Below are 25,666 nucleotides of genomic sequence, written 5' to 3' on the forward strand. Positions count from 1 at the left end.
GCGACAGATGAGAGCTCCACACGCTTGGCCTGATCATGATCCTGCAATCGCTCGCCGGCCTGCCGGCCTTTCTGGTGTACTTCTGTACCGCGCTGGCCGCGGTGACGGCCTACCTGTTCGTCTACACCCGCGTCACGCCCTACAATGAATTCCAGCTGATCCGGGACAATCACCCCTCGGCCGCGATCGCGCTCGGCCTCAGCCTGCTCGGCTTCACCCTGCCGCTGGTCAGCGCCATCGCCCATTCCGCCAACGTGCTGGACTGCCTGGTCTGGGCGCTGGTCGCGCTGATCGTCCAGGTGATCGTCTATTACCTCGTCCGCATCCCGGTGCCGGATCTCGCCCAGCGCATCGTCGCCGGCGAGCTGGCTTCGGCGATCTGGCTCGGTCTCGCGTCGCTCTCGGCCGGCGCGCTGAACGCCGCCTCGATGATCATCTGACCATGGCCGAGCAACGCCGCGAATTCGGCAAGCGCCGGCCGATGCCGCCCCCGCCCGCGACGCCGCCGGTGAAGCGCTCCGGCCATGTCGCGCTGCTCTTGATGGGCACACTCGCCGTCGGCAGCACTGCCTATGCGCTGATGCCGCGGCCGCAGAGCTGCCCGCAGCCAGGCGCCGAGACGCCGACCATGGCCGGCCAGCCGCAGACGGGCGAATGCACGACGCGCCGCTCGAGTGGCGGTGGCGGCGGCAGCGGCTCCGGCCGCTGGGGATTTTCCAGCGGCGACAGCGATTCCAGAAGCAGCGGCTCGAGCCATGTTGCCGAGGCCTCCTCCGCACATGTCTCGCGCGGCGGCTTCGGCTCGTTCGGACACGGCTTCGGAGGCGGCGGCTGATTTTCGTCGCGCCGGCGCCGTGAAAACACCGCGTTCATGCTGTTATCTCGGATTCGGATCTTTGACACAGACTCAAAATCATAAAAAACTGGCCTACCTACTGATCGGAAGCGATCCGATGCAATGTCGGCACCTGATGGTGCCGGCGACGATGAGGGCTGCGGCGACCGCCGCCGCCTCGCAGCAATCTGCTGGCAGGCGATCGCGTGGTCGCCGGCGCGGGATGGCGCCGGGACCGCGCGGACGTGATCATGGCCGCATCATTGATGGCGGCCGCGGTCGTGCTGTGCCCTGTTGCCACGGGCACGGCTTGTTCGCTGCTGCCTTGGGCTGACGCCGATGCAGCGCATCCCCTGTCCCGAACGTGACGGCTGGCGCGAGACCGCGGCACGATGCGGATTCGACTTCTACGAACTCGACGGCGAGCGCTATTGGGACGAGCGCGCCTACTACGCATTCACGATCGCCGAGATCGAGCTCGGCATCGAGGAGCCGACGGCCGAGCTCGAGCAGATGTGCCTCGCGCTGGTCGCGCGCGTCGTCGGCGACGAGGCGCTGCTGCGCCGGCTGAAGATCCCGCAAGCGGTCTGGCCGCTGCTGGCGGAGAGCTGGCGCCGGAGGGACGGCAGCCTCTATGGGCGGTTCGACCTCAGCTATCAGGGCGGCCGTACGCCAGCGAAGCTGCTCGAATACAACGCCGACACGCCGACGTCGATCTTCGAGGCCGCGGTCTTCCAATGGACGTGGCTCGAGCAGGCGATCGAGCGCCGCATCCTGCCGGGGCGCGCGGACCAGTACAACTCGATCCATGAACGCCTGATCGAACGCTGGCGCGCCCTCGGCAAGCGGCGCCGCGTGCATCTGGCCGGGCTGACCGCCAACGCCGAGGACGCCACGACCCTGGCCTATCTGGCCGACACGGCAGCCCAAGCGGGCCTGTCGACAACCATCCTTGACGTCGCCGACATCGGCTGGCGCGAGACCGGCGGCGGCTTCGTCGATCTCGAGGACGGCGACATCGCGCTCGCCTTCAAGTTGTATCCCTGGGAATGGATGTTTCGCGATGCATTCGGCGTCAAGCTCGCGCAGGCGCCGACGCAATGGATCGAGCCGCCGTGGAAGGCCATCCTGTCCAACAAGGGCATCCTGCCGCTGCTCTGGCAGATGCACGAAGGCCATCCGAACCTGCTGCCGGCCTATTTCGAGGACGATCCGAAGGCCGCCGGCCTCGGCCCGAGCTTCGTGCGCAAGCCGATCTACTCGCGCGAGGGCGCCAATGTCAGCCTGGTGTCCGACGGCGTCGCCGTCTCTACGCAGGAGGGTCCCTACGGCGCCGAAGGCTTCATCCGCCAGGCGCCGGCGCCGCTGCCGGATTTCGGCGGTGTGTTCCCGGTGATCGGCAGCTGGCTCGTCGACCATCAGCCCTGCGGCCTGTCGATCCGCGAAGACACGAGCCCGATCACGGGCAACCGCTCGCGCTTTTTGCCGCACGCAATCCTGTAGGATATTAACGACCGCCGACGAAAACGCCTCGACACGCCGGTCGAGAGGATTAGATAGACCGAGGGTGAACTCCCTGCGCGATGGGCGCGCATGACCGGGACATGACCGGGACGAGGCATGGCGACGGACAAACCCGAACTCGAAGGCTTGCGTATCCTGGTCGCCGAGGACGAGGGCCTGATCGCGCTTGAGCTGGAAACGGTGTTGCAGGGATTCGGCTGCGAGGTGGTTGGTCCCGTCTCGCGCGTTGGCGACGTGCTGCGCGAGGCCGAGCGAGGCGGCCTGGACGGCGCGCTGCTCGACGTCAACCTGCGCGGCGAGCAGATCTTCGCCGTCCTGCCGCAGCTGATCGCGCGCGAGCTCAAGATCGTCATCACCTCCGGCTATGACGATGCGACGCTGTTTCCGCCGGAGTTCCGCAGCCTGGCCCGGCTCGCCAAGCCGTTCGACGAGCGCGCGCTGCGCGCGATGTGCGAGGCCACTTTCGTTCGGCGTCAACGCAACTCATAACGCTTCGCTCACGCCCGGCGCATCGGGAGGCATCGCGTGTCCATCATCGAAGATACCGCGGCCTACGAGGCCTGGCTTCGCAGTCAATGCAAGGTGGTCGAGGACGACCTTCTCACGAAGCACCAGCGGATGCGAAAGTCTCCGTTCGCCCTGCTGCGCGCCACCTATTATCGCTGGGCGCGGCGCATCGAGGAGATCTGCCCGGAGCTGGCCGAGGCGCCGGTCGCGCTGTGCGTCGGCGACATCCATCTGGAGAATTTCGGCACGTGGCGTGATGCCGACGGGCGCTGGGTGTGGGGCGTCAACGATTTCGACGAGGCTGCGAGGATGCCCTACGCCTTCGATCTGGTCCGGCTCACGACCAGCATCGAGCTCGCGCCCGACATGGCAATCGACAGCCGCGACGCCGCAGACGCGATCCTCCAAGGCTATCGCGACGGTCTCAAACACCCGCGGCCGGCGCTGCTCGACGAACACGAGATCTGGATCAGGCCCTACGTCAAATGCTCGGATGATTGCCGCCGCGCGTTCTGGGAGGAGATCAACGGCCTCGCGGCCGCCGATGCGATTCCATCCGCGGTGCGGAAGCTGCTCACCGCCAGCCTTCCGGAGCAAGCGAAGAATGCCGCATTCTTCCATCGCTTCGCCGGCGGCGGCAGCCGCGGACGTCCGCGCTACGTCGTCGTCGCGACATGGCGCGGCGGCCGCGTCGTCCGCGAGGCCAAGGCGCTGGTCCCTTCGGCCTGGACCTGGGCCAAGAACAGGACGAAGGGCAGGATGCAGCCAAAGCCGGCGCCGCCGCACCGATTCGTCGAGCTGTCGACCGGGACCTATCGCGCGCCCGATCCATTCCTGCACGTTCACAGAACCAATGACGGGGACTACGTGGTCCGACGCCTGTCCGCGGACTCGCGCAAGATCGATCTCGGCAAGGAAGCCGGCGCCGATCTCAAGCTGGAGCTTCTGCGCGGCATGGGCACCGACCTCGCCTCCATCCATGCCGCCGACCGCCGCGCCGGCGCCGGGATCGCGGCGGACCTGAAGCAGCGCGGTTCAGGCTGGCTGCGCCGAGCAGCGCGCGCCGCGCGTGAGGCGACGGAAAGGGACCACGACGTCTGGCGCCGCAAGGCGGCACGCTCCGTTCCGGTCGCGCGCTGAGGCGGGCATCCGATCAGTCCGGCTGCACGGCCGATGCCGGCAGATGCTCGGGGGTCGTCTCCGCGGTCAGCGCAAAGGTCAGCGAGCACCGAATGCCCGCGGGCTCGAAGTCGAGCAGGGCTTCGCCCTCGAGATCGAAGCGGACGACGCGGTCGATCAGCGTGGTGCCGAAGCCGCGCCCGCCGCCGCCTTCGATCAGCGGTCCGCCGCGCTCGAGCCAGACCAGCTCCAGCCGGCGGCCATCGTCGCGCAGGCGCCAGGAGATCGTGACCTGGCCGTGGGAGGCGGACAACGCGCCATATTTGGAGGCGTTGGTCGCAAGCTCGTGCAGCACCATCGAAAGCGGCAGCACCAGCCGTGCCTCCAGCAGCACCGGAGGGCCGTCGATGGCGATCCGCCCTTCGCCGATGCCGTAGGGCGCCAGCACGGTGGTGAGCAGTTCGTTCAGTCCGATGCCGATCCAACGGGTCTGCGTCAGGATGTCATGCGCGATCGAGACCGCCTGGATGCGCCCGGAGAACGCCTTGTTGAAGGCCGGCAGCGACGGTGAGGTCCGCAAGGTCTGCCCCGCCACCGACTGCACGATCGCCAGGATGTTCTTCACCCGGTGATTGAGCTCGGCGACCAGCACGGTCTGCTGCTCTTCCGCGCGCTTGCGTTCGGTGATGTCGGTCAGGGTGACGATCGAGCCGACCGTCTCCTTGAGATCGTTCACCAGGGGCCCGCCGGACAGCAGGAACGACCGCCCCGACGCCTGCGCGTTGCGCAAGGCGACCTCGACGCCATGGAAGGGCTTGGTCGCCAGCGCCTGATCAAGGCTCTCGCGCGAGAAGCGCGTCAACGTGCCTCGCTGGCTGGCGCTCTGCCCATCGAGCGGGAACGCCTCAGAAAACAACTGGCCGACCGGCGGTCGTTCCGCGAGCTGCTCCGCGACCCAGCTCGCATGGGTGATCCGGCCGTCGAGCGCCAGCACCACGACCGCATCGGTCGCCTGCTCCAGGATCGAGCGCGCAAAGCGCTCGGCATTGGCGACCTCCTCGGCGCGCCGCTGAATCGACATGTCGGTCAGCGTCACGAGCGTGGCCACCACGCCGCCCATCGCCATCTGGCGCATCCACACCGACACCGGCAGCTGGCCGCCGTCAGCGCGGCACAGTTGAGCGTCGGTTGCCGCATCGTCGGCGCGCTGCTCGGGCACCGCTCCCGCAAACAGCGAGGCAAAGCTGCGTCCCACCAATTGCTGTACGCCGAGGCCGGTCAGCGCGCACAGCCTGGAATTGACATAGACGATGCAGCCGTCGGCATCGAGCGTCAGCGCGCCGTCGCTCATGCGCTCGACCAGAACATGATAGGGCGCGTCCGCGCCCTGCAGCATGATGACCTGGGGTCCGGCCGGGCCCTGCACCACCACGGCATCGACGTTGCCGCGATGAATGGCCTCGACCGTCTCCTCCGCCTCGTTACGCGGCCGTCCCGCCTGCATCGCCTCTGTTGATGCCACGCGTCCTCCGTTCAGCTCGGTGCGATGTCCAGACCAACCAGCACCTTCTCCGCATTGGAGAGATCGCCGATGATTCGCTTGAGGGGCTCGGGCAGTTGACGGATCAAGGTCGGGATTGCGACGATCTGATCTCGTTGTGCGAGGGCCGGATCCTTCATCAGGTCGATCACCTCGATCGTGTAGCGACCCGGCAGATGCGTCTCGCACAGCTTCTTGAGGTTGGCGAGCGCCGCCAGCGATTTCGGCGTCTGACCGGCGACATAGAGCCGGAGATTGTAGCCATCCTGTTCCATCGGAGCCGCCGTCATTTGCTGGATGTCAGCGGGTTGGCTGGGGAGCTCGGACGAGGCCTGGACGAGCGGCTCTCGATCTGCGCGAGGCGAGCGGCTGCGCGCTGATCCTCGCGGGCAGCGCCTTCCAGATTGATGAGCTCCATCTCGCTCTCCTCGTTGGCCAGCTGAGCCTTGAGCGTTTCGATCTGAGCCGCGAGGTCGCGACGGCGACGTTCGATCTCGCGCGTGCGTCGTTCCGTATCCTGCATGCGCAGCAGGCGCTCGACGCGATCTCTCGCCTCCTGCGCCACCCTGGCCGATCCCGTGAGCACGCCCTCCGGGCCGACATAGACCTCGCGCAGCGAGATGCCGTCGGCACTCATCAGGAATTCGCGGACCTGGTTGGAATGCGCCATGCCGCGCGACTTCAGCAGATAGAGCTGGCGGTTGTGCTCGCCGTTGCTCTCGCGATTGTAGAGCAGCAGCCAGGTGTCGGTGAGCGACGAGATCTGCATCTCCGTGGTCGCCGTCTCCGCGCTGCCGGCGCCGAGATTGGTGAACAGCGCCGTGACGCCGCGCGCCTTCAGGAAATCGATGAGGCGCAACGTCATCGAATGCACGTCGCCGGCAATGCCGGCGCCCATGAGCGCCGAGATGGGATCGACCACGACGGCGGCTGGATCGAACTCCTTGACCTCGCGATGCATGGCGGCGAGATGCGTTTCCAGTCCGTACAGATTGGGGCGCCGCGCCGAGAACCGCAGCAGGCCGCGATCGACCCATTGCTGCAGGTCGAGACCGACCGACTTCATGTTGCGGATGATCTGCTGCGGGGATTCCTCCAGCGCGAAATAGATGCAGCGTTGTCCGCTCTTGCAGATCGAATTGGCGAAGTGTGCCGACACCGTCGACTTGCCCGAGCCGGCCATGCCCGAGATCAGGATGCTCGACGCTTTGTAGTAGCCCTGGCCTTCGAGCATGTCGTCGAGATCGGCAATGCCGGTGGAGACCCGCTCCGTCCACGCATCATGCGCGAGCCCCGACGAGGTGATCGGCATCACCGTGATGCCTTCCTGGTCGATGATGAAGGGGTATTCGTTGGTACCATGCGCCGTGCCGCGATACTTCACGACGCGCAGCCGGCGGGTCGAGAGCTGATCGTGCACGCGGTTGTCGAGCAGGATGACGCAGTCGGCGACGTATTCCTCGAGGCCGTAGCGCGTCAGCGTACCGTCACCGCGCTCGCCGGTGATGATGGCGGTGACGCCCTTGCTCTTCAGCCATTCGAACAGCCGGCGCAACTCGGAGCGCAGCACCGCCTGGTTGTCGAGGCCGCCGAACAGGGTCTCGATCGTATCGATCACGACGCGCTTGGCGCCGATCGAATCGATCGCGAAGCCGATGCGGATGAACAGGCCGTCGAGATCGTAGTCGCCGGCCTCCTCGATCTCGTTGCGATCGAGATGGATGTGGTCGACCACGATCTTCTTCTGCTCGATCAGCCTATCGATGTCGTAGCTGAGCGAGCCGACGTTCTTGATCAGGTCCTCGGGCTGCTCCTCGAACGCGATGAACACGCCCGGCTCGTCATAGGCGACCGCGCCATTGTAGAGAAACGTCATCGCAAACAACGTCTTGCCGCAACCGGCCGCGCCGCACAGCAGCGTCGGCCGCCCTTGCGGCAGGCCACCGAAGGTGACCTCGTCGAGGCCGTCGATCCCGGTCGGCGATTTGGCGATGACAGGGAGATCCCGCGTCACGATTCGAGGACGCACACTCGTTTTCATCCAATCCCCCGCCACCAATTCAACACGCGTGAGTCCACACCAAGGCGTGAATAGACGCGTCAGGAACCGAAAAGTTCCAGGGGTCGGCGAGATTTGCTTCGGAAGGAGGCCTGCGGGCGCAGAAAGGACCGGCCGCCCGCGCGGGACGGACGCACGTGGGACGGAACGGCCGACCGCCCGAACGGTCGAAGCGCCCCACGGTCACAGACGGCTCCGGCCGGCGTCAGCGCGCCGCGACCACCTTGAGGCCGGGCAGCAGCGCCGCGCCGCCGCGCGGGCTGCGCACCGGATTGATCTGGTACAGACCCCGCCGCTCCTGGTTGGGCCGGAACGCGTCGGTGATGCCGACGACCGACTCGGCGGCTCCCAGCAACAGCGTGCCGTCCGGCTCCATCACCTTGGCCATTCGCTCGAAGATCGAGGCCTTGGTCTCCTGATCGAAATAAATCAGCACGTTGCGGCAGAAGATGATGTCGAACTTGCCGAGATGCGAGAAGTCCTGCAGCAGATTGAGCTGGCGATGCTGGACCATGCCGCGAATGTCGGCGCTGAGCTGCCAAAGTTCGCCGAGCTGCGTGAAATATTTCACCAGCAGCTGGATCGGCAATCCACGCTGCACCTCGAACTGGCTGTAGAGGCCGGCCTTCGATTTCTCCAGCACCTCCTGCGACAGGTCGGTGGCAACGATCTCGATGCGCCAGCCCGCCAGAGCGGGACCGAATTCGCGCAGGCACATCGCGATCGAATACGGCTCCTGTCCGGTCGAGCAGGCGGCCGACCAGATGCGCAGGGAACGACGATTGGCGCGCGACTGGATCAGCGCCGGCAGGATGCCCTCACGGAGATGATCGAACGGAATCTTGTCGCGAAAGAAGAACGTCTCGTTGGTGGTCATCGCCTCGACCACCTGCGTCGTGAGCTGCTCCGAGCCGCTCTTGATCTTCTGCACCAGCTCCGTGATTCCCGGCAGGTTGGAGCGGCGGGCCAGCGGCAGCAACCGGCTTTCGACCAGGTACTGCTTATCGGCCGACAGATCGAGGCCGGAGCGATCCTTCAGAACCTTACGCAAGAACTCATAGTCCAGGGGTGTCACGAACGGTCTCCAGCAAACAGACGAACCAGCTTCGGTCCAATCTGATTCAAGGGAAGGACGGCCGCGCAGATGCCGGCATTGGCTGCTGCGCCCGGCATGCCCCAGACCACGCTGGTCGCCTCGTCCTGCGCGATCACGCTGCCGCCGGCGGCGACGATGTCCTTGCCGCCGCGCATGCCGTCGGATCCCATGCCGGTCAGGATCACGGCCAGGGTCGAGCCCTGCCAGACCTCGATCGCCGACATGAACAAGGGATCGACGGCGGGCTTGCAGAAATTGACCGGAGGACCGTTGTCCAGCGCGATCACCACATCGGCGCCATGGCGCGCCACACGCATGTGGCGGCCGCCGGGGGCAAGGTAGATCTGACCCGGCTTCACCACTTCACCGTCGACGGCCTCATGGGCCGGCCTGCGGCTCGAGCGCGCCAGATGCTCGGCGAGGATGGTGGTGAAGGTCGGCGGCATATGCTGGGTGATCAGCACCGGAAAGCGGTCGATCACGGGACCGAGCTCGGTCACCAGCGACATCAGCGCCTGCGGGCCGCCGGTCGACGATCCGATCAGCAGCACCTTCGGCATCTGCGTGCTGAAGGAGCGGCGCGCCAGCTGGGTCGGCGCGGCGGGCGCCACGGGAGCGACCATCGGCCGCGCCGTTGACGCAGGCCGGAGCCCCTGGACTTGCGGGACGATCGGCGATGCGGCCGGCGCATGCGGAGCGGGAGCGGCGCGGCGCGCCTTGGCGCCGAGATTGCGGATCTTCTGAATCAAATCGTAGTGGAAATTGTCGGCCGCCGAGGCCTCGCGCGTGCTCTCGGGTTTCGGAATGTAGTCGGCCGCACCGAGCGACAGCGCCTTGAAGCTGATCTCCGCGTTGCGGCGGGTCAGCGTCGACGCCATGATGACGGCGAGGTTCTTCTTCTTGGCAAGCAGCTTCGGCAGGGCGGCGATGCCGTCGAGCTCGGGCATCTCGATGTCGAGCACGGCGACATCGGGATTGACGCGATCGATCTGGTTCACGGCTTCGAGGCCCGTGCGCAGCGACGCCGCCACGACCATGTCGGGCTCAGACGCGATCCAGCGCGAGATCATGCCGCGAATGACCACGGAATCGTCCACGACCATCACGCGGAGAGGTTCCTGCCTGGTCGAACTTGGGATCGAAGAACTGGCCAACGCGACGCTCATAGTTCACCAACAGGACAGAGGCACGGGGTGACGGCAAGCCCGGACGACCACGGGACCGACGCACGCGACAGAGATCAGATCAGCCCGACTTCCTGAAACTTCGCCGTCACGATGTCCTTGTCGAAGGGCTTCATGATGTACTCGTTGGCGCCGGCGTGCAGCGCGCGCGCGATGTGCGCGACATCGTTCTCGGTCGTGCAGAACACCACCTTCGGCGCGTCGCCGCCGGGCATGCGCCGGAGATTGCCGAGGAACTCGTAGCCGTCCATGACGGGCATGTTCCAGTCGAGCAGCACCGCATCCGGGAGGCCCCGCTTGCAGATCTCCAGCGCCTGCTCGCCGTCCTCCGCTTCCACGATCTGGAAATCCAGACCTTCCAGAATGCGTCGCGCCACCTTTCGAATGACGCTGGAATCGTCAACTACCAGACACGTTCTCATATCAGCCTCACGAGATCAGGATCCAATGCAACGACGCATGATGCGCCGCTGCCCGCACGTTGCAGTGTTCAGGCCGCCATCTTGTCGGCGGCGAGCTCGAGCACGCGATCGACGTCGAGAATGACCATCAGCTGGCCGTCGAGGCGGTGCACGCCGCCGGCAAGCTTCGCCATGCGCGGATCGAGATTGACGGGGTTCTCCTCCCGGCCCTCCTCGGGCAGCCGCAGCACCTCGCCGATCTGGTCGATCAGGAGACCGTAGGACTCGCCGCGCAGATCGACGCCGACCGCCATCGGCGGCTTGCCGTCCTCGGCGCGGGCAAGGCCGAGCCGCGCCCGCATGTCGACGACGGTCACGATGCGGCCGCGCAGGTTCAGGACGCCGGCGATCTCCGCCGATGACAGCGGCACCCGCGTCACCCGCTCCGGCATGAACACGTCCTGTACCCGGGAGATCGGCAGGCCGAACAGCTGGCCGCCGATCATCGCAGTGACGTATTCGACGGCGGCGCCCTCGGTGGTTTCGATCTTGCTGCTCATCGCACGCTACTCCTGTCCGCTTGCTGTCACGCGGCCCGCCGGTTGGCTTCGGCGCGGGCCCGTTCCTCGATCTGTTCCTTCAGCGCCGCGATCAGGCCGGGCCGGTCGAACTTGGCGATGTAGTCGTAGAGACCCGCCTGGCGGCCGCGCTCGATCGCCGCCGGCGACACCAGCGACGACACCGCGATGACCGGCATCTGGCTCAGGTTCTGGTCGGCGCGGATCGCCTCGGTGAACTCGAAGCCGTTCATCTCCGGCATCTCGATGTCGGTGACGACGATGTCGAAGCTGTGCCCGGAGCGCAGCGTGGCCAGGCCCTCGATCGCCGAGGCCGCCGTGCGCACCTTGTAGCCGGCCGACTTCAACACCGGCGCCAGCATGTTGCGGAAGAACGGCGAGTCGTCGACCAGCAGCACCGACTGCGTCTGCGCGTCCGTGTGCATCTCCTTGCGGATGAACCAGTCGGCGAAGGCCATCGGCAGGAAGTGGCCGACGTCGATCACCTCGGTCGCCTGGCCCTTGATCACCGCCGAGCCGAGGATGCCGTCCTTGGCGCCGGAGACCTGGATGTTGAGCCGCTCCTCGACGATGTCGATGATCTCGTCGACCACGAGGCCCATCGCGCGGGTCTCGTCGGCGAACACCAGGATCGGCTGCGAGCCCGACGTCTGCACCGACACGCCTTCCATCTGCACCAGGGGCATCAGCTGGTCGCGGTACTGCACCATGTAGCGGCCGTTGGAGATCTCGATCTTGTCGGCCGCGATCTCCTCCAGCCGCGTGACCAGCGCCAGCGGCACCGCCTTGGGCTGCGCCGTGCCGGCGCGGAACACCAAGAGCGAGGTGAGCTGCTCGCCGCCGATGGCGTGATGCGCGGCGTGCTCGTCGGACACCGCCTGCGAGGCCGAGCCGGCGGCGCCGAGCGCTTTCGCAATGCCGTTCGGATCGATGATCATGATCACGGCGCCGTCGCCCAGGATGGTGTTGCCCGAGAACATGTCGATGTGACGCAGCTTGGTCGACATCGGCTTGACCACGATTTCCTCGGTGTGGAACACGCAGTCGACCACGATGCCGAAGGTCTGGTTGCCGACCTGCGTCACCACGATGAAGCCGTTCTCCGGATCGGTCGACGAGCCGTCGTCGATCTTCAGGAGCTTCTTCAGATGCATCAGCGGCAGCAGCTTGTTGCGCAAGCGCAAGACCGCGGTGTCCTTGATGCGCTCGATGCGGTGCTCGGAGTTGGCGCGCGCACGCACCAGCTCGACGACCGACAATTGCGGGATCGCGAAGCGGTCGCCGCCGGCTTCGACGATCAGCGCCGAGACGATCGCGAGCGTCAGCGGGATCTTGATGGTGACCGAGGTGCCCTCGCCGAGCACCGACTTGATGTCGATGGTGCCGCCGATCTGATCGATGTTGGTGCGCACCACGTCCATGCCGACGCCGCGGCCCGAGACCGAGGTGACGGCGGCCGCGGTCGAGAAGCCCGGCTCGAAGATGAACTTGTGGATCTGCGCTTCCGTCATCTTCTCGAGCTCGGCCTCGGTGACGAGGCCGTTCGCCAAGGCCTTGGCCTTGATGCGCTCGGTGTTGAGGCCGCGGCCGTTGTCGGCGATGCAGATGATGATATGGCCGCCTTCGTGATAGGCGGACAGCCGGATGGTGCCCTGCTCGGCCTTGCCGGCCGCGGCGCGCTCGGCCATCGTCTCCAGGCCGTGATCGGCGGAGTTGCGCACCATGTGGGTGAGCGGGTCCTTGATCAGGTCGAGCACCTGGCGGTCGAGCTCGGTGTCGGCGCCGTGCATCTCAAGCTCGATCTGCTTGCCGAGTTCGGTGGCGAGGTCGCGGACGATGCGCGGCAGCTTCTGCCAGGCATTGCCGATCGGCTGCATGCGCGTCTTCATGACGCCCTCCTGCAGCTCGGCGGTGACGTTGGACAGCCGCTGCAGCGGCACCTTGAACTCGGTGTCCTCGTTGCGGCGGGCGATCTCCAAGAGCTGGTTGCGCGTCAGCACCAGCTCCGAGACCATCGTCATCAGATGTTCGAGCGTGTCGACGTTGACGCGGATCGACTGGTTGGCGACCTTGTCGTTCTCGTGCACCTCGCCGTCGGCATTGACCTTCGGCCGCGCCGCCTTCTTCGGCTCGGCCTTGGCCTCTGCTTCCGCCTTGGCAGGCCCGGCCTTGGCGACCGGCGCCGGGGCAGCGGCCTTGGGCTCAGGCGCCTTCTCATGCGCGGGCGGCAACTCGATCGCGGTCTCGCGGAAGGCCCGCTCGAGCTCGTCGAGCGACACTTCGCCCGGACGCAGCGGACGCTCCAGCGTCTGGTCGATCAGCGAGCCGTGCGTCACCGCGGGGGCGGGCGGCGCGGCCGGCACCAGCGGCGGGGCCGCCTCGCCGGCGGCCATCGCCGCCATGCCGCGCTCGACCATCGCCTCGAGCTCGCTGATGAGGTCGCGGTCCTCGCCCTCGGGCTCGGCCTCGTTGGCCTCGAGCTGTCCCAGGATGTCCTTGATGCGGTCGATCGTGGTCAGGATCAGCGTCACGGCCTCGCCGGTCACCGGCATGCCGTCGCGGAATTTGCCCATCAATGTTTCGGCGGCGTGCGCCAGCGCCTCGAGCCGCGGCAGGCCGAGGAAACCGCAGGTCCCCTTGATCGTGTGCACCAGCCGGAAGATGTTATCGAGGATCTTGGCGTTGTTCGGCTCCTGCTCGAACCGCACCAATTGATTGTCGACGGTATCCAGGCTCTCGCTGGTCTCCGTCAGGAACTCACGCAACAGGTCATCCATGAAACTGGCCTTCGCACGCAACGGAACGCGACATGACGCGCCCTTCAAACCGTGGCCAGTTTCGGTGCAAAGCGTTTAATATTAGTTGAGTAAGCGCAAATGAACGGACTCAACAAAGAGATAAGATGCATCCGGACAAGTTCGGACACATCGGCAAGGCTTGATTAACCATGGTGAATGGATTGTTGCGTCTGTCCCACGACACGAGGTCGCAGGGACTGACGCGGCAGGACGTCCGCCCGATCAGACCGCCTGCACGACCATCGCATTGCCGTCGGCGGTGAGCGTCACCTTGAGGCCGCAGGCATCGGCGAGCAGACGGGTGTAGTAGGGCTGCACCGCGTGGGCATCGATGGTCGATTGCAAGTCGCCACCGAGCAGATTGACGATGTTCTGCGGCAGCCGGGCATTGAGCCCGGTGGCGGCGACGCGGAAGCTCATGGTCTCGCCATCGCCGATCGGGTCGACGGTCAGCATGCCGCCGCGCGGGATCGTCTGCTGCGCCACCACCATCATGTTGAGCAGCAGCTTGACCCGGTTCTTGGGCAACAGCAGCCGCGGCAGATTCCAGGTGATCGAGGTCTTGGCGTCCTCGATGTGGCCGCGCGCCATGGTCTGGGCGTCGCCGAGATCGATCTGCGCGCCCGCAGAGCCGGCCGCACCAAAGGCGAGGCGGCAGAATTGCAGCCGGGCCGACGCCGTCTTGGCGCTCTTGCGGATCAGCTCCAGCGCGAAGTCGCGATCCTCCGGCTTCGGATTGTCGTCGAGCACCTCGAGCCCATTGACGATGGCCCCGACCGGACTAATCAGGTCGTGGCAGACCTTCGAGCAGAGCAGAGCGGCAAGTTCGAGCGTATCGGGAGCGGGAATCGGATTGGCGATCTCGGGAGAGGACGTGCCGGACATTCGATGTTCCTGAAATCCGCGAACCTGGGCGAATCATGCTTGCGTTAACGCTTGATACACTGCGAAAGCATGGACCGCCACCGAACTGAGAGCGGCACACGGGAAAGTACGTAGCGGTTTTCCCGGCAGCCGCAATGAACGTGCGAACGGCCGTACCCGGATGCGCCGGGCGCCAGAACAGGGATACGATGATGCCAGCTGCGTACGGAACGGCCGGAAGGAGCACCGCGCAATGACGACGGCACCGACTGCAGGAACCGTCGGGGTCGAGGCCGCCGCGGCGCTGATGACGCCCCTGACGGAGCTCGTCGTCGAGGCGGCCTACGCGATCCTCGCCGTCAACCGGCGCGCCATGGCCGTCACCGACAAATCCGACGGCTCGCCGGTCACCGAGGCCGATCTTGCCGCCGACCGGGTGATTGCCGAGGGGCTGGCGCGGCTGGCGCCCGCGATCCCCGCGCTGTCGGAGGAGCGGGTCGGAACGAGCGCAGGACCGTTCGAGGGCAGCTTCTTCCTGATCGATCCGCTCGACGGCACCAAGGAGTTCGTCGCCGGGCGCGGCGAGTTCACGGTCAATCTGGCGCTGGTTACCGACGGCAGCCCGCTGCTCGGCATCGTCTGCGCGCCGGCCATCGGCCAGATCTGGCGCGGCCTGGTCGGCCGTGGCGCCGAGCGGCTGTCGTTCACGGAGGCGGGTCTGGCGGCCGCCGAGCCGATCCGCACCCGGCCGATGCCGCCGCAAGGCGCGGCATGGGTCGCCGCGGTCAGCCGGTCGCATGGCGATGCCCGCACCGAAGCCTTCATTGCGGCGCGTCCGGGCGCGGTGCGCCTGCCGCTCGGCTCGGCCGTGAAGTTCGGGCGGCTCGCCGAAGGTCTGGCCGACATCTATCCGCGGCTCGGCCCGACCTCGGAATGGGACGTGGCGGCAGGCCATGCCGTGGTCGCAGCCGCCGGCGGCACCGTCACCAGCGAGACCGGCGCGCCGTTGCGCTATGGCGAGCGCCCCGACGGCTTCATCGTGCCGTCCTTCATCGCCTGGGGCGACCCGGCTGCGGTGAAGGTTTGAGACAGCGCTGCCGCGCTATTGCGGCAGGTCGCCCTCGAGCGCCGGCCAACGGGCCTCCGCACCCGGCAGATAGCGGCTCGGGTCGGCCGCGAAAGCGTCGCGGCTCTCTTCTCGGTTGAACAGGAACAGCCGTTCCTCGACCACGACGAAGAAGCGCGGGTTGCCGGCCACCGTTACGCCGCGAGCCACATCGGTCGGGTCGTAGCCGCCGAATTGCGGGCCGTAGACCTCCGGATGGGCCAGGAACGAGGCGCGATTGCCCTCGTTGCGAAACCGCCAGACCACTCCACCCTGGGACGCCTCGAAATCCGGCAGCCCCGGCATGGCCCTGCCATCCACGAAATAGGAAACAGGGTCGAAGCCGTCGATCGCCAGCCCGCTGAAGCGGTCGGAGATGATGCGCTGCGTCGTGGCCGCCGGCGCGCCGACCGGCGGCAGCCCAGCGAGCGCGATAGCGGCAATTACAAGGCGAAACAGCGACTTTGACCCGGTCTGGGGCGGTTGTTGCCGTTGTGCGGTCATAGTTGGTGCCGATAACATGAGAGTCGCAGGGGCATCGCCCCTCGCCCGACAATCGCCCGATGTGGTTGGCGTCAGGTTAAGGCGAGGCTCGGGCAGCCGATAGCAGGGGATTTCCATCGATGAGTTTCGCATCCCGCCTTGCCGCCACGACGTTCGCGGCCGTGCTGGCCATGACCGCGTCGGTCGCCGCGCAGCAGGCGCCCCCGCCTGCCGCGCCGCCGTATCAGCAGCCCGCACCCCCGCCGCGCCCTGCGCCGAGCCCGGACAGCTTCAACCCGGACGAGCTCGTCAATGCCGGCCACCGCTTCTTCGGCAACGTTTCGCGCGGCCTCGCCTCGGTGATCGAGCGCGCCGTCAGCCAATGGGGCCTGCCGAATGGCTACATCCTGGGTGAGGAAGGCGCCGGTGCCTTCGTCGCCGGTCTCCGTTACGGCGAAGGCACGCTCTACACCAAGAACGCCGGCGACCTCCGCGTCTATTGGCAGGGCCCCTCGCTCGGCTTCGACTGGGGCGGCGACGGCGCCCGCACCATGACGCTGGTCTACAATCTGCCGGCCACCAGCGCGATCTACCAGCGCTTCGTCGGCATCGACGGCTCGGCCTATATCGTCGGCGGCTTCGGCATGACGGCGCTCACCGCCAACAACATCGTGCTGGTCCCGATCAGGTCCGGCATCGGCCTGCGGCTCGGCGCCAATGTCGGCTACCTCAAGTTCACGCCGAGCGCGACCTGGAACCCGTTCTGAGGCCGCCGCCGATACCGCCAATTGATGCCGCGAGGACACGTTCTCCCGTGACGGATCAAGGTTAACACGGCATTGGGCTGGCGTTGAATCAGCCCGCCGTGCATTGTGATTCCGTTAATCATTTCTGACCGGGAGTTGTGCGTCATGGTCGAGCCGATCATGTATTTTGCGATCGGTTTTCTGATCGCCATGCTCTGTGCGCTGATGATCGTGCCGCTGGTGCACAATCGTGCGGTGCGGCTGACGACGCGCCGGCTCGAGGCGGCGACGCCGCTGTCGATGGCCGAGATCCAGGCCGACAAGGACCAGCTGCGCGCGGAGTTCGCGATGTCGGCGCGGCGGCTGGAGATGAGCGTCGACGCGCTCAAGAACAAGGCCACCGGCCAGCTCGCCGACCTCGGCAAGAAGACCGACGCCATCAACCGCATGAAGATCGAGCTCGGCGAGAAGAACGCCGCGATCTTTGCGCTGGAGGCGCGCGAGAAGGCGCTGAAGGATCAGCTGCGCGCCACCGAGGAAGAATTCGCCGCCAAGACGGAGGCGCTGCGCGCCGCCGAGCAGGCGCTGAAGGAGAAGCAGGCCGAGCAGGTGCGCCTGACTGCCGAGCTCAACGACAAGGCTCTGCTGGCCGACAGCCGGCAGGTCGAGCTGGTGTCGGTCAGGACCCAGGTCGAGGAGCTGCGCAGCCGCGTGGCCGACGCCGAGAAGGAATTCTCCGCGACCCAGACGCGGCTCGCGCTGGAGCGCGACGAATCCGACACCGCGACCAAGGCGCTCAACGACGCCCGCGCGCGGGTCGAGAATCTCAGCCAGCGCGTCACCGAGCTCGACCGCCAGCTGATCGTCCAGGTCAAGGAAGCCGAGATGCTGGCGAGCCGCGTCGCCGACCTCGAGGGCCGGCTGTCGACCCAGGGCAAGCTGCTTGCCGAACGTGATTTCGAGAACAACCAGCTGCGCGAGGCCAACGTGGCCGCCGACCGCGCCTTGAAGGAGCTGCGCGAGGAGCTGGCCGGCATGGGCAGCGGCAAGTCGGCCGCGTTCGAGCGGCTCAAATCCGAGAAGGCCGCCCTCGAACAGCAGCTGCAGGCCGCCCGCGACGAGCGCACCAAGCTGCAGCGCGAGATGAACGCCATCCAGCAGCAGGCCGAGAGCACCTGGGCCCAGGAGCGGATGGAGAACGCGCTGTTGCGCGAACGTATCAACGACATCGCCGCCGAGGTCGCCAAGCTCGCGATGCAGATCGAGGGCCCGAACTCGACGATCGAGGCCATGCTGGCCGCCGAGCCGGCCCCCGCCAAGCCTGCCAACGCCAATGGCGTCGCCGCGGCGCCGGCTGCTGCGGCCGGCGGTGCGCCCCAGGGCGGTACCCTGGCCGACCGCATCCGCGCGCTGCAGTCTCATGCCTCGCGAGCACGGCAGCTCGGGGCCTGAGGCCGCCGGATCGGAGCCGAGTGCGGCGGATATCTGCCCCTCGCTTCAGTATGGAGGCTGGCCCGCGAGAGGGCCGGTTTCGGCCCCGATCGAGGACGGGCCACCGCACCCCGGCAGTTTTCCTCGCCATCTCCGCCGCAAATCCTTGACACCCCCTGCCCGCGCTTCGTAAATCGCGGGCTCCGACGGACTGCTTCGGCGGCTCGCTGGCTCACAGCCACGACCGCCACCGGCAACCGGGCGCATAGCTCAGCGGGAGAGCGTTCCCTTCACACGGGAGAGGTCCAAGGTTCGATCCCTTGTGCGCCCACCATTTGCCGTCGCCATCCTTTTCCTTTCATGCGATCGCTTGTGCTGGTCTGGCCCGTCGTCATGCCTCCGGCGACGCGATGGTCACGCAGGATTGAGCGGGATCAACGACTGCGTCGGCGCCTGGCTTATGTTAGCTGTCTTGCTCTGCGACCGGAAAGGTAACTCCATCTCGATGCGGCTCGTCCGTACCATCCTGGCGTTCGCGATTGCCCTGTCCGTGGCGATGCTGCCGATCGGCGCATCGGCGGCTGTGATGGCGTCGTCGGACGAGATGCAGACGAGCATGCAGATGGACGACGGGGCCGGCATGTCGATGGACGAATGCTGCCCCGACGACATGAAGGGCACCGGCTCCCCGTCGCACAACACCAAATGCAGCATGGGTTTCTGCTGCGCGGGAGGGACGGTTGCGCTCGGCGATGTCAGGACCGTTGCCTTCGCGCCCCTCGCCGTGAGCGCGACCAGGATCGCCATTCCCGCCGATCAGGTCGCTTCTCTTCACAGCGGCAGTCCTCCGTTCCGACCTCCTCGAGTCTGATCTCGCACGAGCCGACGCGCACAATGTCTGCGCGCCGATGACTGACGTGCGCGCCGCGGGCGCCACGGCCGAGATCCATTCATGAGGACAGGACCATGCTTTCCAGAATCAGCACCGCGGCCCTCGCCGCCACCCTTTCGCTTGCCGCACCGGCCGCCATCGCCGGCGCCGCCGACTACAGCTTCGAGCCCGTCACGGCCGAGATGAAGAAGGGCGACGACGTCACGGTCGCCGTTCGTCTCACCCATAAGCAGACCGGCAAGGCCGTAACTGACGCGGTCATTTTCAAGACACGCGTCGACATGGCGCCGGATGGGATGGCCGACATGGTGTCGGAGGTGGCGCCGCTGCCGTCCAAGGAGCCCGGCGTCTACGCCTTCAAGACCGACCTGCCGATGGCCGGGCGCTACCAGGTCACACTCTCCGCGAAGGTGCAGGGCGAGCCGGAGACGGTCACCGGCAAGGTCGTCGTCAAGGCGACGAAGTGAGCCTGCGGGGCGCTCCCCGACGAGCGCCCCGCCCTTCCCAACGGATCGCGCGCGTCGCGCGCCTCACGGTGATGTCATGAACACATTGCGTCTGCTCGCGGCCGTTACGCTCGGCGCCGGCCTTGGTTTGGGTGGTCTCTGGTCGATCCAGACATCGCCGCCGTCGCTCCGCCCCCATCTTGCCGCCACGGCGGCGGAGCGGATGCCGCTGTATTATCGCGATCCCAGCGGCGCCCCTGCCTGGTCGGCAGGCCCCAGGAAGGACGAGCGCGGGCGGGACTACCTGCCGGTCTACGACGACGATCAAGCCGCGCCCGCCCCCGCCAAGCCGAAGCAGCAGGCGGACTCCTCGCGCCGGATTCTCTACTACCGCAATCCCATGGGCCTACCTGACACGTCGCCTTCTCCGAAGAAGGACCCGATGGGAATGGACTACGTTCCCGTCTACGAGGGCGACGATGCCGAGGATGGCGTGGTGAAGCTGTCGCCCGGCAAGATCCAGCGGACGGGCGTGAGATCCACGCCGGTCGAGCGGCGCACGCTCCGCATCGCCGTCAAGGCACCGGGAACGATCCAGCTCGACGAGCGCCGAGTCTCCGTGATCGCGATGCGGGCCGAAAGCTTCGTGCAGAAGGTCGCCGACGTGACCACGGGCACGCGCGTGAAGGCGGGCCAGCCGCTGATGGAGATCTACAGCTCGGCGATGGCCGCGGCCGCAGCCGAGTATCTCTCCACCATCAATTCCAACATCGTCGGCGGCAACGCAGCCTACGGCCGCGGCGCGCGCCAGCGCTTGACCAATCTGGACGTCCCGGAGCCGGTGATCATGGCGATGGAGAGGTCGCGCGTCGCACCGATCACGGTTCAATGGTCAGCGCCGCGCGATGGCGTCGTGCTGGAGCGCAATGCGACCGAAGGCATGCGCGCCAATCCGGGCGACGTGCTGTTCCGGATCGCCGACATCTCGACGGTCTGGGCCTTGGTCGATGTCGCCGAACGCGACCTCGGCAGCATCGCCGTCGGACAGCCCGTGACGATCCATGCGCGCAGCTTCGCGGGCCGAACCTTCGCCGGCACGATCGCAGTCGTCTATCCCCAGGTGAACAAGGACACGCGGACGGCGCGCCTACGGATCGAGCTCGCCAATCCGGACCTCGCGCTGCTCCCCGACATGTATGTCGATGCCGAGATCGACACCGCGGACCCGGCGCCGCTCTTGGCCGTGCCCGCTGATGCCGTGCTCGACACCGGCAGGCGCCAGGCGGTCCTCATCGACAAGGGCGGCGGCCGCTACGAGCCGCGCGCCGTGACGCTCGGCCGGCGCGGCGCCGGCTATGTCGAGGTGCGCGATGGCCTGTCGGATGGCGAGGCGGTCGTCACCTCGGCCAACTTCCTGATCGACGCCGAAAGCAACCTGAAGGCCGCGCTGAAGAGCTTCGCGGACTCCGACGAAGCGCAATCCGCCGGCAGCGACCACGCCGGCATGGGAGACCACAAATGATCGCCCGCATCATTGCCTGGTCGGCGCGCAACCTGCTGCTGGTCCTGTTCGGGACCGGCTTCGCCGCAGCAGCCGGGCTCTACGCACTCATTCACCTGCCGCTCGACGCAATTCCCGATCTGTCGGACACCCAGGTGATCGTCTACACCGAGTATCCCGGTCAGGCGCCTGAGGTCATCGAAGACCAGGTCACCTATCCCCTGACGACCGCGATGCTCACGGTGCCGAAGTCGAAGGTCGTGCGCGGCTTCTCGTTCTTCGGCGTGTCGTTCGTCTACGTCATCTTCGAAGACGGCACCGACATCTACTGGGCGCGCTCGCGCGTGATGGAGTTCCTGAACAGCGCCGCCTCGCGGCTTCCGGCGGGGGTCACGCCGACGATCGGGCCGGACGCGACCGGCGTCGGCTGGGTCTATCAATACGCCGTCATGTCGAAGGAGCTGAATCTCGCCGACACCCGCACGATCCAGGACTGGAACCTGAAGTTCGCGCTCGCCAAGGCCGAGGGTGTCGCCGAGGTCGCGAGCATCGGCGGCTTCGTCAAGCAGTACAACGTCGTGCTCGATCCGCAGCGCATGCGCGACCGCGGCATCAGCCTGCAGAAGATCCGCGACGCGATCCGCGCCAGCAATGCCGATGTCGGCGGCCGGACGGTCGAGCTGTCCGAGTTCGAATACGTCATCCGCGGCAAGGGCTATCTGAAGAGCATCAACGATCTCGGCAACATCGTGCTCAAGAGCTCAGGCGGCACGCCCGTGCTGCTGCGCGACGTCGCCAATGTCGAGCTTGGCCCCGACGAACGGCGCGGCATCGCCGAGCTCAATGGCGAGGGCGAGGTCGCCAGCGGCATCGTACTACAGCGCTTCGGCGTCAACGCGCTCGACGTGATCGAGAACGTCAAGAAGCGCCTGCATGAGATCGCGAGCAGCCTGCCCAAATCGGTCGAGATCGTTCCGGTCTACGACCGCTCGAACCTGATCTATGCCGCCATCGACACGCTGAAGCACACGCTGCTCGAGGAGAGCATCGTCGTCGCCTTCGTCTGCATCGTGTTCCTGCTGCACGTCCGCAGCGCCCTGGTCGCCATCCTGATGTTGCCGGTCGGCGTGCTGATGGCGTTCGGCGCGATGAAGCTGCTCGGACTCGGCTCGAACATCATGAGCCTGGGGGGCATCGCGATTGCGATCGGCGCCATGGTGGATGCCGCGATCGTCATGATCGAGAACGCCCACAAGCATCTGGAGCGTGCCGAGCCCGACGCATCACGCGTCCAGATCCTGATCGACGCGGCCGCGGAGGTCGGTCCCGCCCTGTTCTTCAGCCTGCTGATCATCACCGTGTCGTTCATGCCGATCTTCACGTTGGAATCGCAGGAAGGCCGGCTGTTCAGCCCGCTCGCCTTCACCAAGACGTTCTCGATGGCGGCAGCGGCGCTACTCTCGGTGACGCTGGTGCCGGCGCTGATGGTGATCTTCGTGCGCGGCAGGATCGTTCCCGAGCATCGCAATCCGATCAACCGCTTGCTGATCTGGATCTACCGGCCGGTCATCAAGGGTGTGCTGCGGGCCAAGACGCTCGTGATCCTCGCCGCGGCCGCCGTGCTCGCCATCACCGTCTGGCCGGCACGCCAGCTCGGCACCGAATTCATGCCGAGCCTGAACGAGGGCACGCTGCTCTACATGCCGACCACCCTGCCCGGCATCTCCGTCACCAAGGCCGCCGAGCTGATGCAGATGCAGGATCGGATCATCAAGTCGTTCCCCGAGGTCGCCTCTGTCTACGGCAAGGCCGGGCGGGCGGCGACCGCCACCGACCCCGCGCCGACCGAGATGTTCGAGACGGTCGTCAACCTCAAGCCCAGGGAGCAGTGGCGTCCCGGCGTCACGATCGACAGCCTCGTTGCCGAGATGGACAAGGCGCTGCAATTCCCCGGCGTCTCCAACGCCTGGACGATGCCGATCAAGGCGCGCATCGACATGCTCTCGACCGGCATCCGCACGCCGATCGGCGTCAAGGTAATAGGCACGGACCTGACCGAGATCGATCGTCTGGCCAAGCAGATCGAGCGGGTGATCAAGACCGTCCCCGGAACCTCCTCGGCCTATGCCGAGCGCGGCATCGGCGGCTATTACCTCGAGATCACCCCCGACCGCGAGGCCCTCGCCCGCTACGGACTCCTGGTCCAGGACGTCCAGGATACGATCGCGGCCGCGCTCGGCGGCCAGACGGTCACCACGACGGTGGAGGGCCGGCAGCGCTTCAGCGTGAACATGCGCTATCCGCGCGATCTCCGCGACAATCCGAAGGCCATCGCCAGCGATGTCCTGGTGCCGATGCCCTCAGGCGGCGCCGTGCCGCTCGGCGAGGTCGCGAAGGTCGAGCCGGCCAGGGGCCCCACCTCGATCCGCACCGAGAACGGCCAGCTCGCGACCTACATCTATGTCGACATCCGCGACCGCGACATCGGCAGCTACGTCGCGGACGCACAGCGCGCCGTCACCGAGAGCATCCAGTTTCCGGCCGGCACCTATGTACTCTGGAGCGGGCAGTATGAGTATCTGCAACGCGCGACTGCCCGGCTCAAGATCGTCATTCCGGTGACGCTCACCATCATCTTCCTGCTGCTGTATCTGAACTTCAGGGCCATGACCGAAACCCTGATCGTGATGCTGTCGCTGCCGTTCGCGCTGGTGGGCGGCATCTGGATGATGTGGTGGCTCGGCTTCAATCTGTCGGTCGCCGTCGCCGTCGGCTTCATTGCGCTTGCCGGCGTCGCCGCAGAGACCGGCGTCGTGATGCTGATCTATCTCGATCACGCGCTGGCCGCGGTGAAGGCGAGGCGCAGCGTCGAAGGCTGTCCGGTGAATCGGCAGGATCTCCAGGACGCGATCATGGAAGGCGCGGTCGAGCGCGTGCGCCCGAAGATGATGACCGTTGTCGCGATCATGGCGGGCCTGCTGCCGATCATGTGGAGTACGGGCACAGGGTCAGAGATCATGCAGCGCATCGCCGTGCCGATGATCGGCGGCATGATTTCGTCGACCCTGCTCACCCTGATCGTGATTCCGGCCATCTTCGGTCTGGTCAAGGGACGCAGCCTGTCGACCAGAACCGGGACGGCGGCAAGCGCTTCGAGCGGGTCGCAGGACGTGCAAAGGGCAGCTTGATCCACCGACAGCGAGAGGAGAGACGATGAGAAATTTCGCGACAGGAGCTCCGGTGGTCGCGGCGGCGCGGCGAAGGCGCCCGATCACGGTCAGCGACTAGCCGTACCGGCGCTGACAACGAACGATCGTCACCCCTGAGCCCGCCGACCGTTGATGTGGATCAACCTGAATGGCCCACGTCTGGCCATTGTTGATCGCCCCCTGAAGGAGGACTTGGTCATGCAAAAATTGCCCCTGGCTTTTCTGTTGGCGTTTTCTGCTTTGGCGCATCCCGCCTTTGCTCAATCCTCTAGTGACCATTCGGCCCATCATCCTGATCAGAAGGAAGCGCCAGCAACTGATGCCGGCAAATCGACCAGCGGGGCGAGTTCGTCACAGACCATGATGGGCGGCGGCATGATGAAGATGATGGACGGCATGCCGATGTCCAACATGATGCCGATGATGTCCGGCATGACGCGGCCGTCCGACGATTGTACGGGCTGCATGGAGGTGCTCGATCATGTGGAGGGACGAATCGCATTCCTGCGGGCGGAGCTCAAGATCACGGACGCCCAGATGCCGGCATGGAACGGCTTCGCCGACGCGTTTCGCGCGCGTGCGAAGACGCTCGGCGATCTGCGGACTGCGATGATGTCGCAGGCCGGCTCGGAGACGGTGCTCGACCAGCTGACCGCACAGGAAAAATCGCTATCGGCTCGCCTCGACGCCACGCGAGCGATCAAGACCGCCCTGAGCGACCTCGTCGCAACCTTTTCCGACGAGCAGCGAAAGGTGGCCGACGAACTGCTCGCGCCCAATCTCGGCATGCCGCCGATGGGGATGCGGGGCGGCCGAATGAGCTCCATGCGGATGCAGCGGGGCCATTAGGAGAGGACCTGCTCCATGAAGCCGTCGACTCCGCCTCCGCCTGGCAGTCGTCAATCCGAACGGGGGATCCGCGGCGCTCGTCGGTTTCGTGCAATGACCGGTACGACGGGGCTGCCGGGGGCCGATCGGCAAGCGGATACGCCGCGAGCGTCGCATTCGACGTCTGCGGTCGACATGGGAAGTTGACCTATATAGGGTACCCCCCTATATTATTCCGATGTCGCACACCATCAAACACAAGTCCAAGCTCCTCGCACGGGTCCGGCGCATCAAGGGCCAGATCGATGCGGTGGAGCGCGCGCTCGAAGCGGAGTTGGGCTGCGCCGACGTGCTCATGCTCGTCGCGTCGGTCAGGGGCGCAATCGGAGGCCTGACCACCGAGCTGCTGGAAGATCACATCCGGCACCATGTCGTGGACCCCGCCCACGAAAGCGATCCCGACAAGGCCAAGGGCGCCGCCGACCTGATCGAAGTGGTCCGGACCTATCTGAAGTGAGAC

General features: G+C 66.4%; 24 protein-coding genes and 1 tRNA gene. 15 read left to right on the forward strand and 10 right to left on the reverse strand.

Going from position 1 to position 25,666, the window contains the following annotated elements; all coding sequences use genetic code 11:
* The first annotated feature begins 35 nt into the window (after positions 1 to 35).
* From QW863_RS12540 to QW863_RS12560, 5 genes are all read left to right on the forward strand, one after another.
* A complete protein-coding gene (locus tag QW863_RS12540; RefSeq protein WP_315714024.1) occupies positions 36 to 440 on the forward strand; it encodes a DUF350 domain-containing protein in 405 nt (134 codons plus the stop codon).
* 2 nt (positions 441 to 442) lie between these two features.
* Positions 443 to 835 (forward strand): hypothetical protein, encoded by a 393-nt coding sequence (locus QW863_RS12545; RefSeq protein WP_315767809.1) that lies wholly within the window; start codon positions 443 to 445, stop codon positions 833 to 835.
* Positions 836 to 1,174: 339 nt separating this feature from the next.
* Positions 1,175 to 2,338, forward strand: coding sequence for a glutathionylspermidine synthase family protein (locus QW863_RS12550; protein WP_315714021.1), 1,164 nt, complete (start codon positions 1,175 to 1,177; stop codon positions 2,336 to 2,338).
* A 117-nt stretch (positions 2,339 to 2,455) separates the two neighbouring features.
* On the forward strand, positions 2,456 to 2,848 hold the full coding sequence (locus tag QW863_RS12555; protein WP_315714020.1) for a hypothetical protein: 393 nt from the start codon (positions 2,456 to 2,458) through the stop codon (positions 2,846 to 2,848).
* 36 nt (positions 2,849 to 2,884) lie between these two features.
* Positions 2,885 to 4,006, forward strand: a complete 1,122-nt coding sequence (locus QW863_RS12560) for a DUF2252 family protein (RefSeq protein ID WP_315714019.1) — start codon at positions 2,885 to 2,887, stop codon at positions 4,004 to 4,006.
* A 13-nt stretch (positions 4,007 to 4,019) separates the two neighbouring features.
* On the opposite strand, the gene QW863_RS12565 is transcribed toward QW863_RS12560, so the two are convergent.
* From QW863_RS12565 to chpT, 9 genes are all read right to left on the reverse strand, one after another.
* Positions 4,020 to 5,507, reverse strand: coding sequence for an HWE histidine kinase domain-containing protein (locus tag QW863_RS12565; protein ID WP_315714018.1), 1,488 nt, complete (start codon positions 5,505 to 5,507; stop codon positions 4,020 to 4,022).
* 11 nt (positions 5,508 to 5,518) lie between these two features.
* Complete coding sequence (locus QW863_RS12570) at positions 5,519 to 5,815, reverse strand: circadian clock KaiB family protein (protein WP_012046401.1); 297 nt, start codon at positions 5,813 to 5,815, stop codon at positions 5,519 to 5,521.
* Positions 5,812 to 7,566 (reverse strand): circadian clock protein KaiC, encoded by a 1,755-nt coding sequence (gene kaiC / locus QW863_RS12575; RefSeq protein WP_315714017.1) that lies wholly within the window; start codon positions 7,564 to 7,566, stop codon positions 5,812 to 5,814. Before kaiC ends, QW863_RS12570 begins: the two co-directional genes overlap by 4 nt.
* 223 nt (positions 7,567 to 7,789) lie before the next feature.
* Positions 7,790 to 8,659: a protein-glutamate O-methyltransferase CheR gene (locus QW863_RS12580; RefSeq protein ID WP_315714016.1), complete on the reverse strand. Its 870-nt coding sequence runs from the start codon at positions 8,657 to 8,659 to the stop codon at positions 7,790 to 7,792.
* Entirely contained in the window at positions 8,656 to 9,846 is a 1,191-nt protein-coding gene (locus tag QW863_RS12585; protein ID WP_315714015.1) for a chemotaxis response regulator protein-glutamate methylesterase, read from the reverse strand. The genes QW863_RS12580 and QW863_RS12585 overlap by 4 nt, the downstream gene beginning before the upstream one ends.
* A gap of 74 nt (positions 9,847 to 9,920) precedes the next feature.
* Positions 9,921 to 10,286: a PleD family two-component system response regulator gene (locus tag QW863_RS12590; protein WP_006613312.1), complete on the reverse strand. Its 366-nt coding sequence runs from the start codon at positions 10,284 to 10,286 to the stop codon at positions 9,921 to 9,923.
* 68 nt (positions 10,287 to 10,354) lie between these two features.
* Complete coding sequence (locus tag QW863_RS12595; RefSeq protein ID WP_315714012.1) at positions 10,355 to 10,825, reverse strand: chemotaxis protein CheW; 471 nt, start codon at positions 10,823 to 10,825, stop codon at positions 10,355 to 10,357.
* 26 nt (positions 10,826 to 10,851) lie between these two features.
* Positions 10,852 to 13,620: a hybrid sensor histidine kinase/response regulator gene (locus tag QW863_RS12600; RefSeq protein ID WP_315714011.1), complete on the reverse strand. Its 2,769-nt coding sequence runs from the start codon at positions 13,618 to 13,620 to the stop codon at positions 10,852 to 10,854.
* A gap of 243 nt (positions 13,621 to 13,863) precedes the next feature.
* Positions 13,864 to 14,526 carry a histidine phosphotransferase ChpT gene (gene chpT / locus QW863_RS12605; protein ID WP_315714010.1) on the reverse strand — a complete coding sequence of 221 codons (663 nt, stop codon included), beginning with the start codon at positions 14,524 to 14,526 and terminating at the stop codon, positions 13,864 to 13,866.
* A 232-nt stretch (positions 14,527 to 14,758) separates the two neighbouring features.
* Here chpT and cysQ point away from each other — a divergent pair, with 232 nt between their 5' ends.
* Positions 14,759 to 15,592, forward strand: a complete 834-nt coding sequence (cysQ, locus tag QW863_RS12610; RefSeq protein WP_315714009.1) for a 3'(2'),5'-bisphosphate nucleotidase CysQ — start codon at positions 14,759 to 14,761, stop codon at positions 15,590 to 15,592.
* Between the two features lie 15 nt (positions 15,593 to 15,607).
* Here the strand turns inward: cysQ and QW863_RS12615 are convergent, their stop codons facing one another.
* On the reverse strand, positions 15,608 to 16,114 hold the full coding sequence (locus tag QW863_RS12615; RefSeq protein WP_315714008.1) for a YHS domain-containing (seleno)protein: 507 nt from the start codon (positions 16,112 to 16,114) through the stop codon (positions 15,608 to 15,610).
* A gap of 119 nt (positions 16,115 to 16,233) precedes the next feature.
* Between QW863_RS12615 and QW863_RS12620 the strand changes: the two genes are divergently transcribed.
* From QW863_RS12620 to QW863_RS12660, 9 genes are all read left to right on the forward strand, one after another.
* Positions 16,234 to 16,860, forward strand: coding sequence for a DUF1134 domain-containing protein (locus QW863_RS12620; protein WP_315714007.1), 627 nt, complete (start codon positions 16,234 to 16,236; stop codon positions 16,858 to 16,860).
* Positions 16,861 to 17,004: 144 nt separating this feature from the next.
* Positions 17,005 to 18,291 carry a hypothetical protein gene (locus QW863_RS12625; RefSeq protein ID WP_315714006.1) on the forward strand — a complete coding sequence of 429 codons (1,287 nt, stop codon included), beginning with the start codon at positions 17,005 to 17,007 and terminating at the stop codon, positions 18,289 to 18,291.
* Positions 18,292 to 18,529: 238 nt separating this feature from the next.
* Positions 18,530 to 18,604, forward strand: a tRNA-Val gene (locus QW863_RS12630).
* 171 nt (positions 18,605 to 18,775) lie between these two features.
* A complete protein-coding gene (locus QW863_RS12635; RefSeq protein WP_315714375.1) occupies positions 18,776 to 19,141 on the forward strand; it encodes a hypothetical protein in 366 nt (121 codons plus the stop codon).
* Positions 19,142 to 19,236: 95 nt separating this feature from the next.
* Entirely contained in the window at positions 19,237 to 19,629 is a 393-nt protein-coding gene (locus tag QW863_RS12640) for a FixH family protein (protein ID WP_315714005.1), read from the forward strand.
* Between the two features lie 76 nt (positions 19,630 to 19,705).
* A complete protein-coding gene (locus QW863_RS12645) occupies positions 19,706 to 21,130 on the forward strand; it encodes an efflux RND transporter periplasmic adaptor subunit (RefSeq protein WP_315714004.1) in 1,425 nt (474 codons plus the stop codon).
* Positions 21,127 to 24,297 carry an efflux RND transporter permease subunit gene (locus QW863_RS12650; RefSeq protein WP_315714003.1) on the forward strand — a complete coding sequence of 1,057 codons (3,171 nt, stop codon included), beginning with the start codon at positions 21,127 to 21,129 and terminating at the stop codon, positions 24,295 to 24,297. The genes QW863_RS12645 and QW863_RS12650 overlap by 4 nt, the downstream gene beginning before the upstream one ends.
* 153 nt (positions 24,298 to 24,450) lie before the next feature.
* Positions 24,451 to 25,167 (forward strand): Spy/CpxP family protein refolding chaperone, encoded by a 717-nt coding sequence (locus QW863_RS12655; RefSeq protein ID WP_315714002.1) that lies wholly within the window; start codon positions 24,451 to 24,453, stop codon positions 25,165 to 25,167.
* A 217-nt stretch (positions 25,168 to 25,384) separates the two neighbouring features.
* Positions 25,385 to 25,663, forward strand: coding sequence for a metal/formaldehyde-sensitive transcriptional repressor (locus QW863_RS12660; RefSeq protein ID WP_315714001.1), 279 nt, complete (start codon positions 25,385 to 25,387; stop codon positions 25,661 to 25,663).
* The last annotated feature ends 3 nt before the right edge of the window (positions 25,664 to 25,666 follow it).

The sequence above is a fragment of the Bradyrhizobium sp. SZCCHNR1017 genome (assembly GCF_032381375.1).
Classification (GTDB): domain Bacteria; phylum Pseudomonadota; class Alphaproteobacteria; order Rhizobiales; family Xanthobacteraceae; genus Bradyrhizobium.

Bases quoted from the DNA above. Each gene is read 5' to 3' on its own strand.
- QW863_RS12595 (WP_315714012.1), bottom strand. From the start codon at position 10,825: ATGAGCAGCAAGATCGAAACCACCGAGGGCGCCGCCGTCGAATACGTC.
- QW863_RS12550 (WP_315714021.1), top strand. From the start codon at position 1,175: ATGCAGCGCATCCCCTGTCCCGAACGTGACGGCTGGCGCGAGACCGCG.
- QW863_RS12645 (WP_315714004.1), top strand. From the start codon at position 19,706: ATGAACACATTGCGTCTGCTCGCGGCCGTTACGCTCGGCGCCGGCCTT.
- QW863_RS12540 (WP_315714024.1), top strand. From the start codon at position 36: ATGATCCTGCAATCGCTCGCCGGCCTGCCGGCCTTTCTGGTGTACTTC.
- QW863_RS12620 (WP_315714007.1), top strand. From the start codon at position 16,234: ATGAGTTTCGCATCCCGCCTTGCCGCCACGACGTTCGCGGCCGTGCTG.
- QW863_RS12625 (WP_315714006.1), top strand. From the start codon at position 17,005: ATGGTCGAGCCGATCATGTATTTTGCGATCGGTTTTCTGATCGCCATG.
- QW863_RS12570 (WP_012046401.1), bottom strand. From the start codon at position 5,815: ATGACGGCGGCTCCGATGGAACAGGATGGCTACAATCTCCGGCTCTAT.
- QW863_RS12615 (WP_315714008.1), bottom strand. From the start codon at position 16,114: ATGACCGCACAACGGCAACAACCGCCCCAGACCGGGTCAAAGTCGCTG.
- QW863_RS12635 (WP_315714375.1), top strand. From the start codon at position 18,776: ATGCGGCTCGTCCGTACCATCCTGGCGTTCGCGATTGCCCTGTCCGTG.
- QW863_RS12655 (WP_315714002.1), top strand. From the start codon at position 24,451: ATGTGGATCAACCTGAATGGCCCACGTCTGGCCATTGTTGATCGCCCC.
- cysQ (WP_315714009.1), top strand. From the start codon at position 14,759: ATGACGACGGCACCGACTGCAGGAACCGTCGGGGTCGAGGCCGCCGCG.
- QW863_RS12660 (WP_315714001.1), top strand. From the start codon at position 25,385: ATGTCGCACACCATCAAACACAAGTCCAAGCTCCTCGCACGGGTCCGG.
- QW863_RS12590 (WP_006613312.1), bottom strand. From the start codon at position 10,286: ATGAGAACGTGTCTGGTAGTTGACGATTCCAGCGTCATTCGAAAGGTG.
- QW863_RS12545 (WP_315767809.1), top strand. From the start codon at position 443: ATGGCCGAGCAACGCCGCGAATTCGGCAAGCGCCGGCCGATGCCGCCC.
- kaiC (WP_315714017.1), bottom strand. From the start codon at position 7,566: ATGAAAACGAGTGTGCGTCCTCGAATCGTGACGCGGGATCTCCCTGTC.
- chpT (WP_315714010.1), bottom strand. From the start codon at position 14,526: ATGTCCGGCACGTCCTCTCCCGAGATCGCCAATCCGATTCCCGCTCCC.
- QW863_RS12640 (WP_315714005.1), top strand. From the start codon at position 19,237: ATGCTTTCCAGAATCAGCACCGCGGCCCTCGCCGCCACCCTTTCGCTT.
- QW863_RS12555 (WP_315714020.1), top strand. From the start codon at position 2,456: ATGGCGACGGACAAACCCGAACTCGAAGGCTTGCGTATCCTGGTCGCC.
- QW863_RS12585 (WP_315714015.1), bottom strand. From the start codon at position 9,846: ATGAGCGTCGCGTTGGCCAGTTCTTCGATCCCAAGTTCGACCAGGCAG.
- QW863_RS12650 (WP_315714003.1), top strand. From the start codon at position 21,127: ATGATCGCCCGCATCATTGCCTGGTCGGCGCGCAACCTGCTGCTGGTC.
- QW863_RS12600 (WP_315714011.1), bottom strand. From the start codon at position 13,620: ATGGATGACCTGTTGCGTGAGTTCCTGACGGAGACCAGCGAGAGCCTG.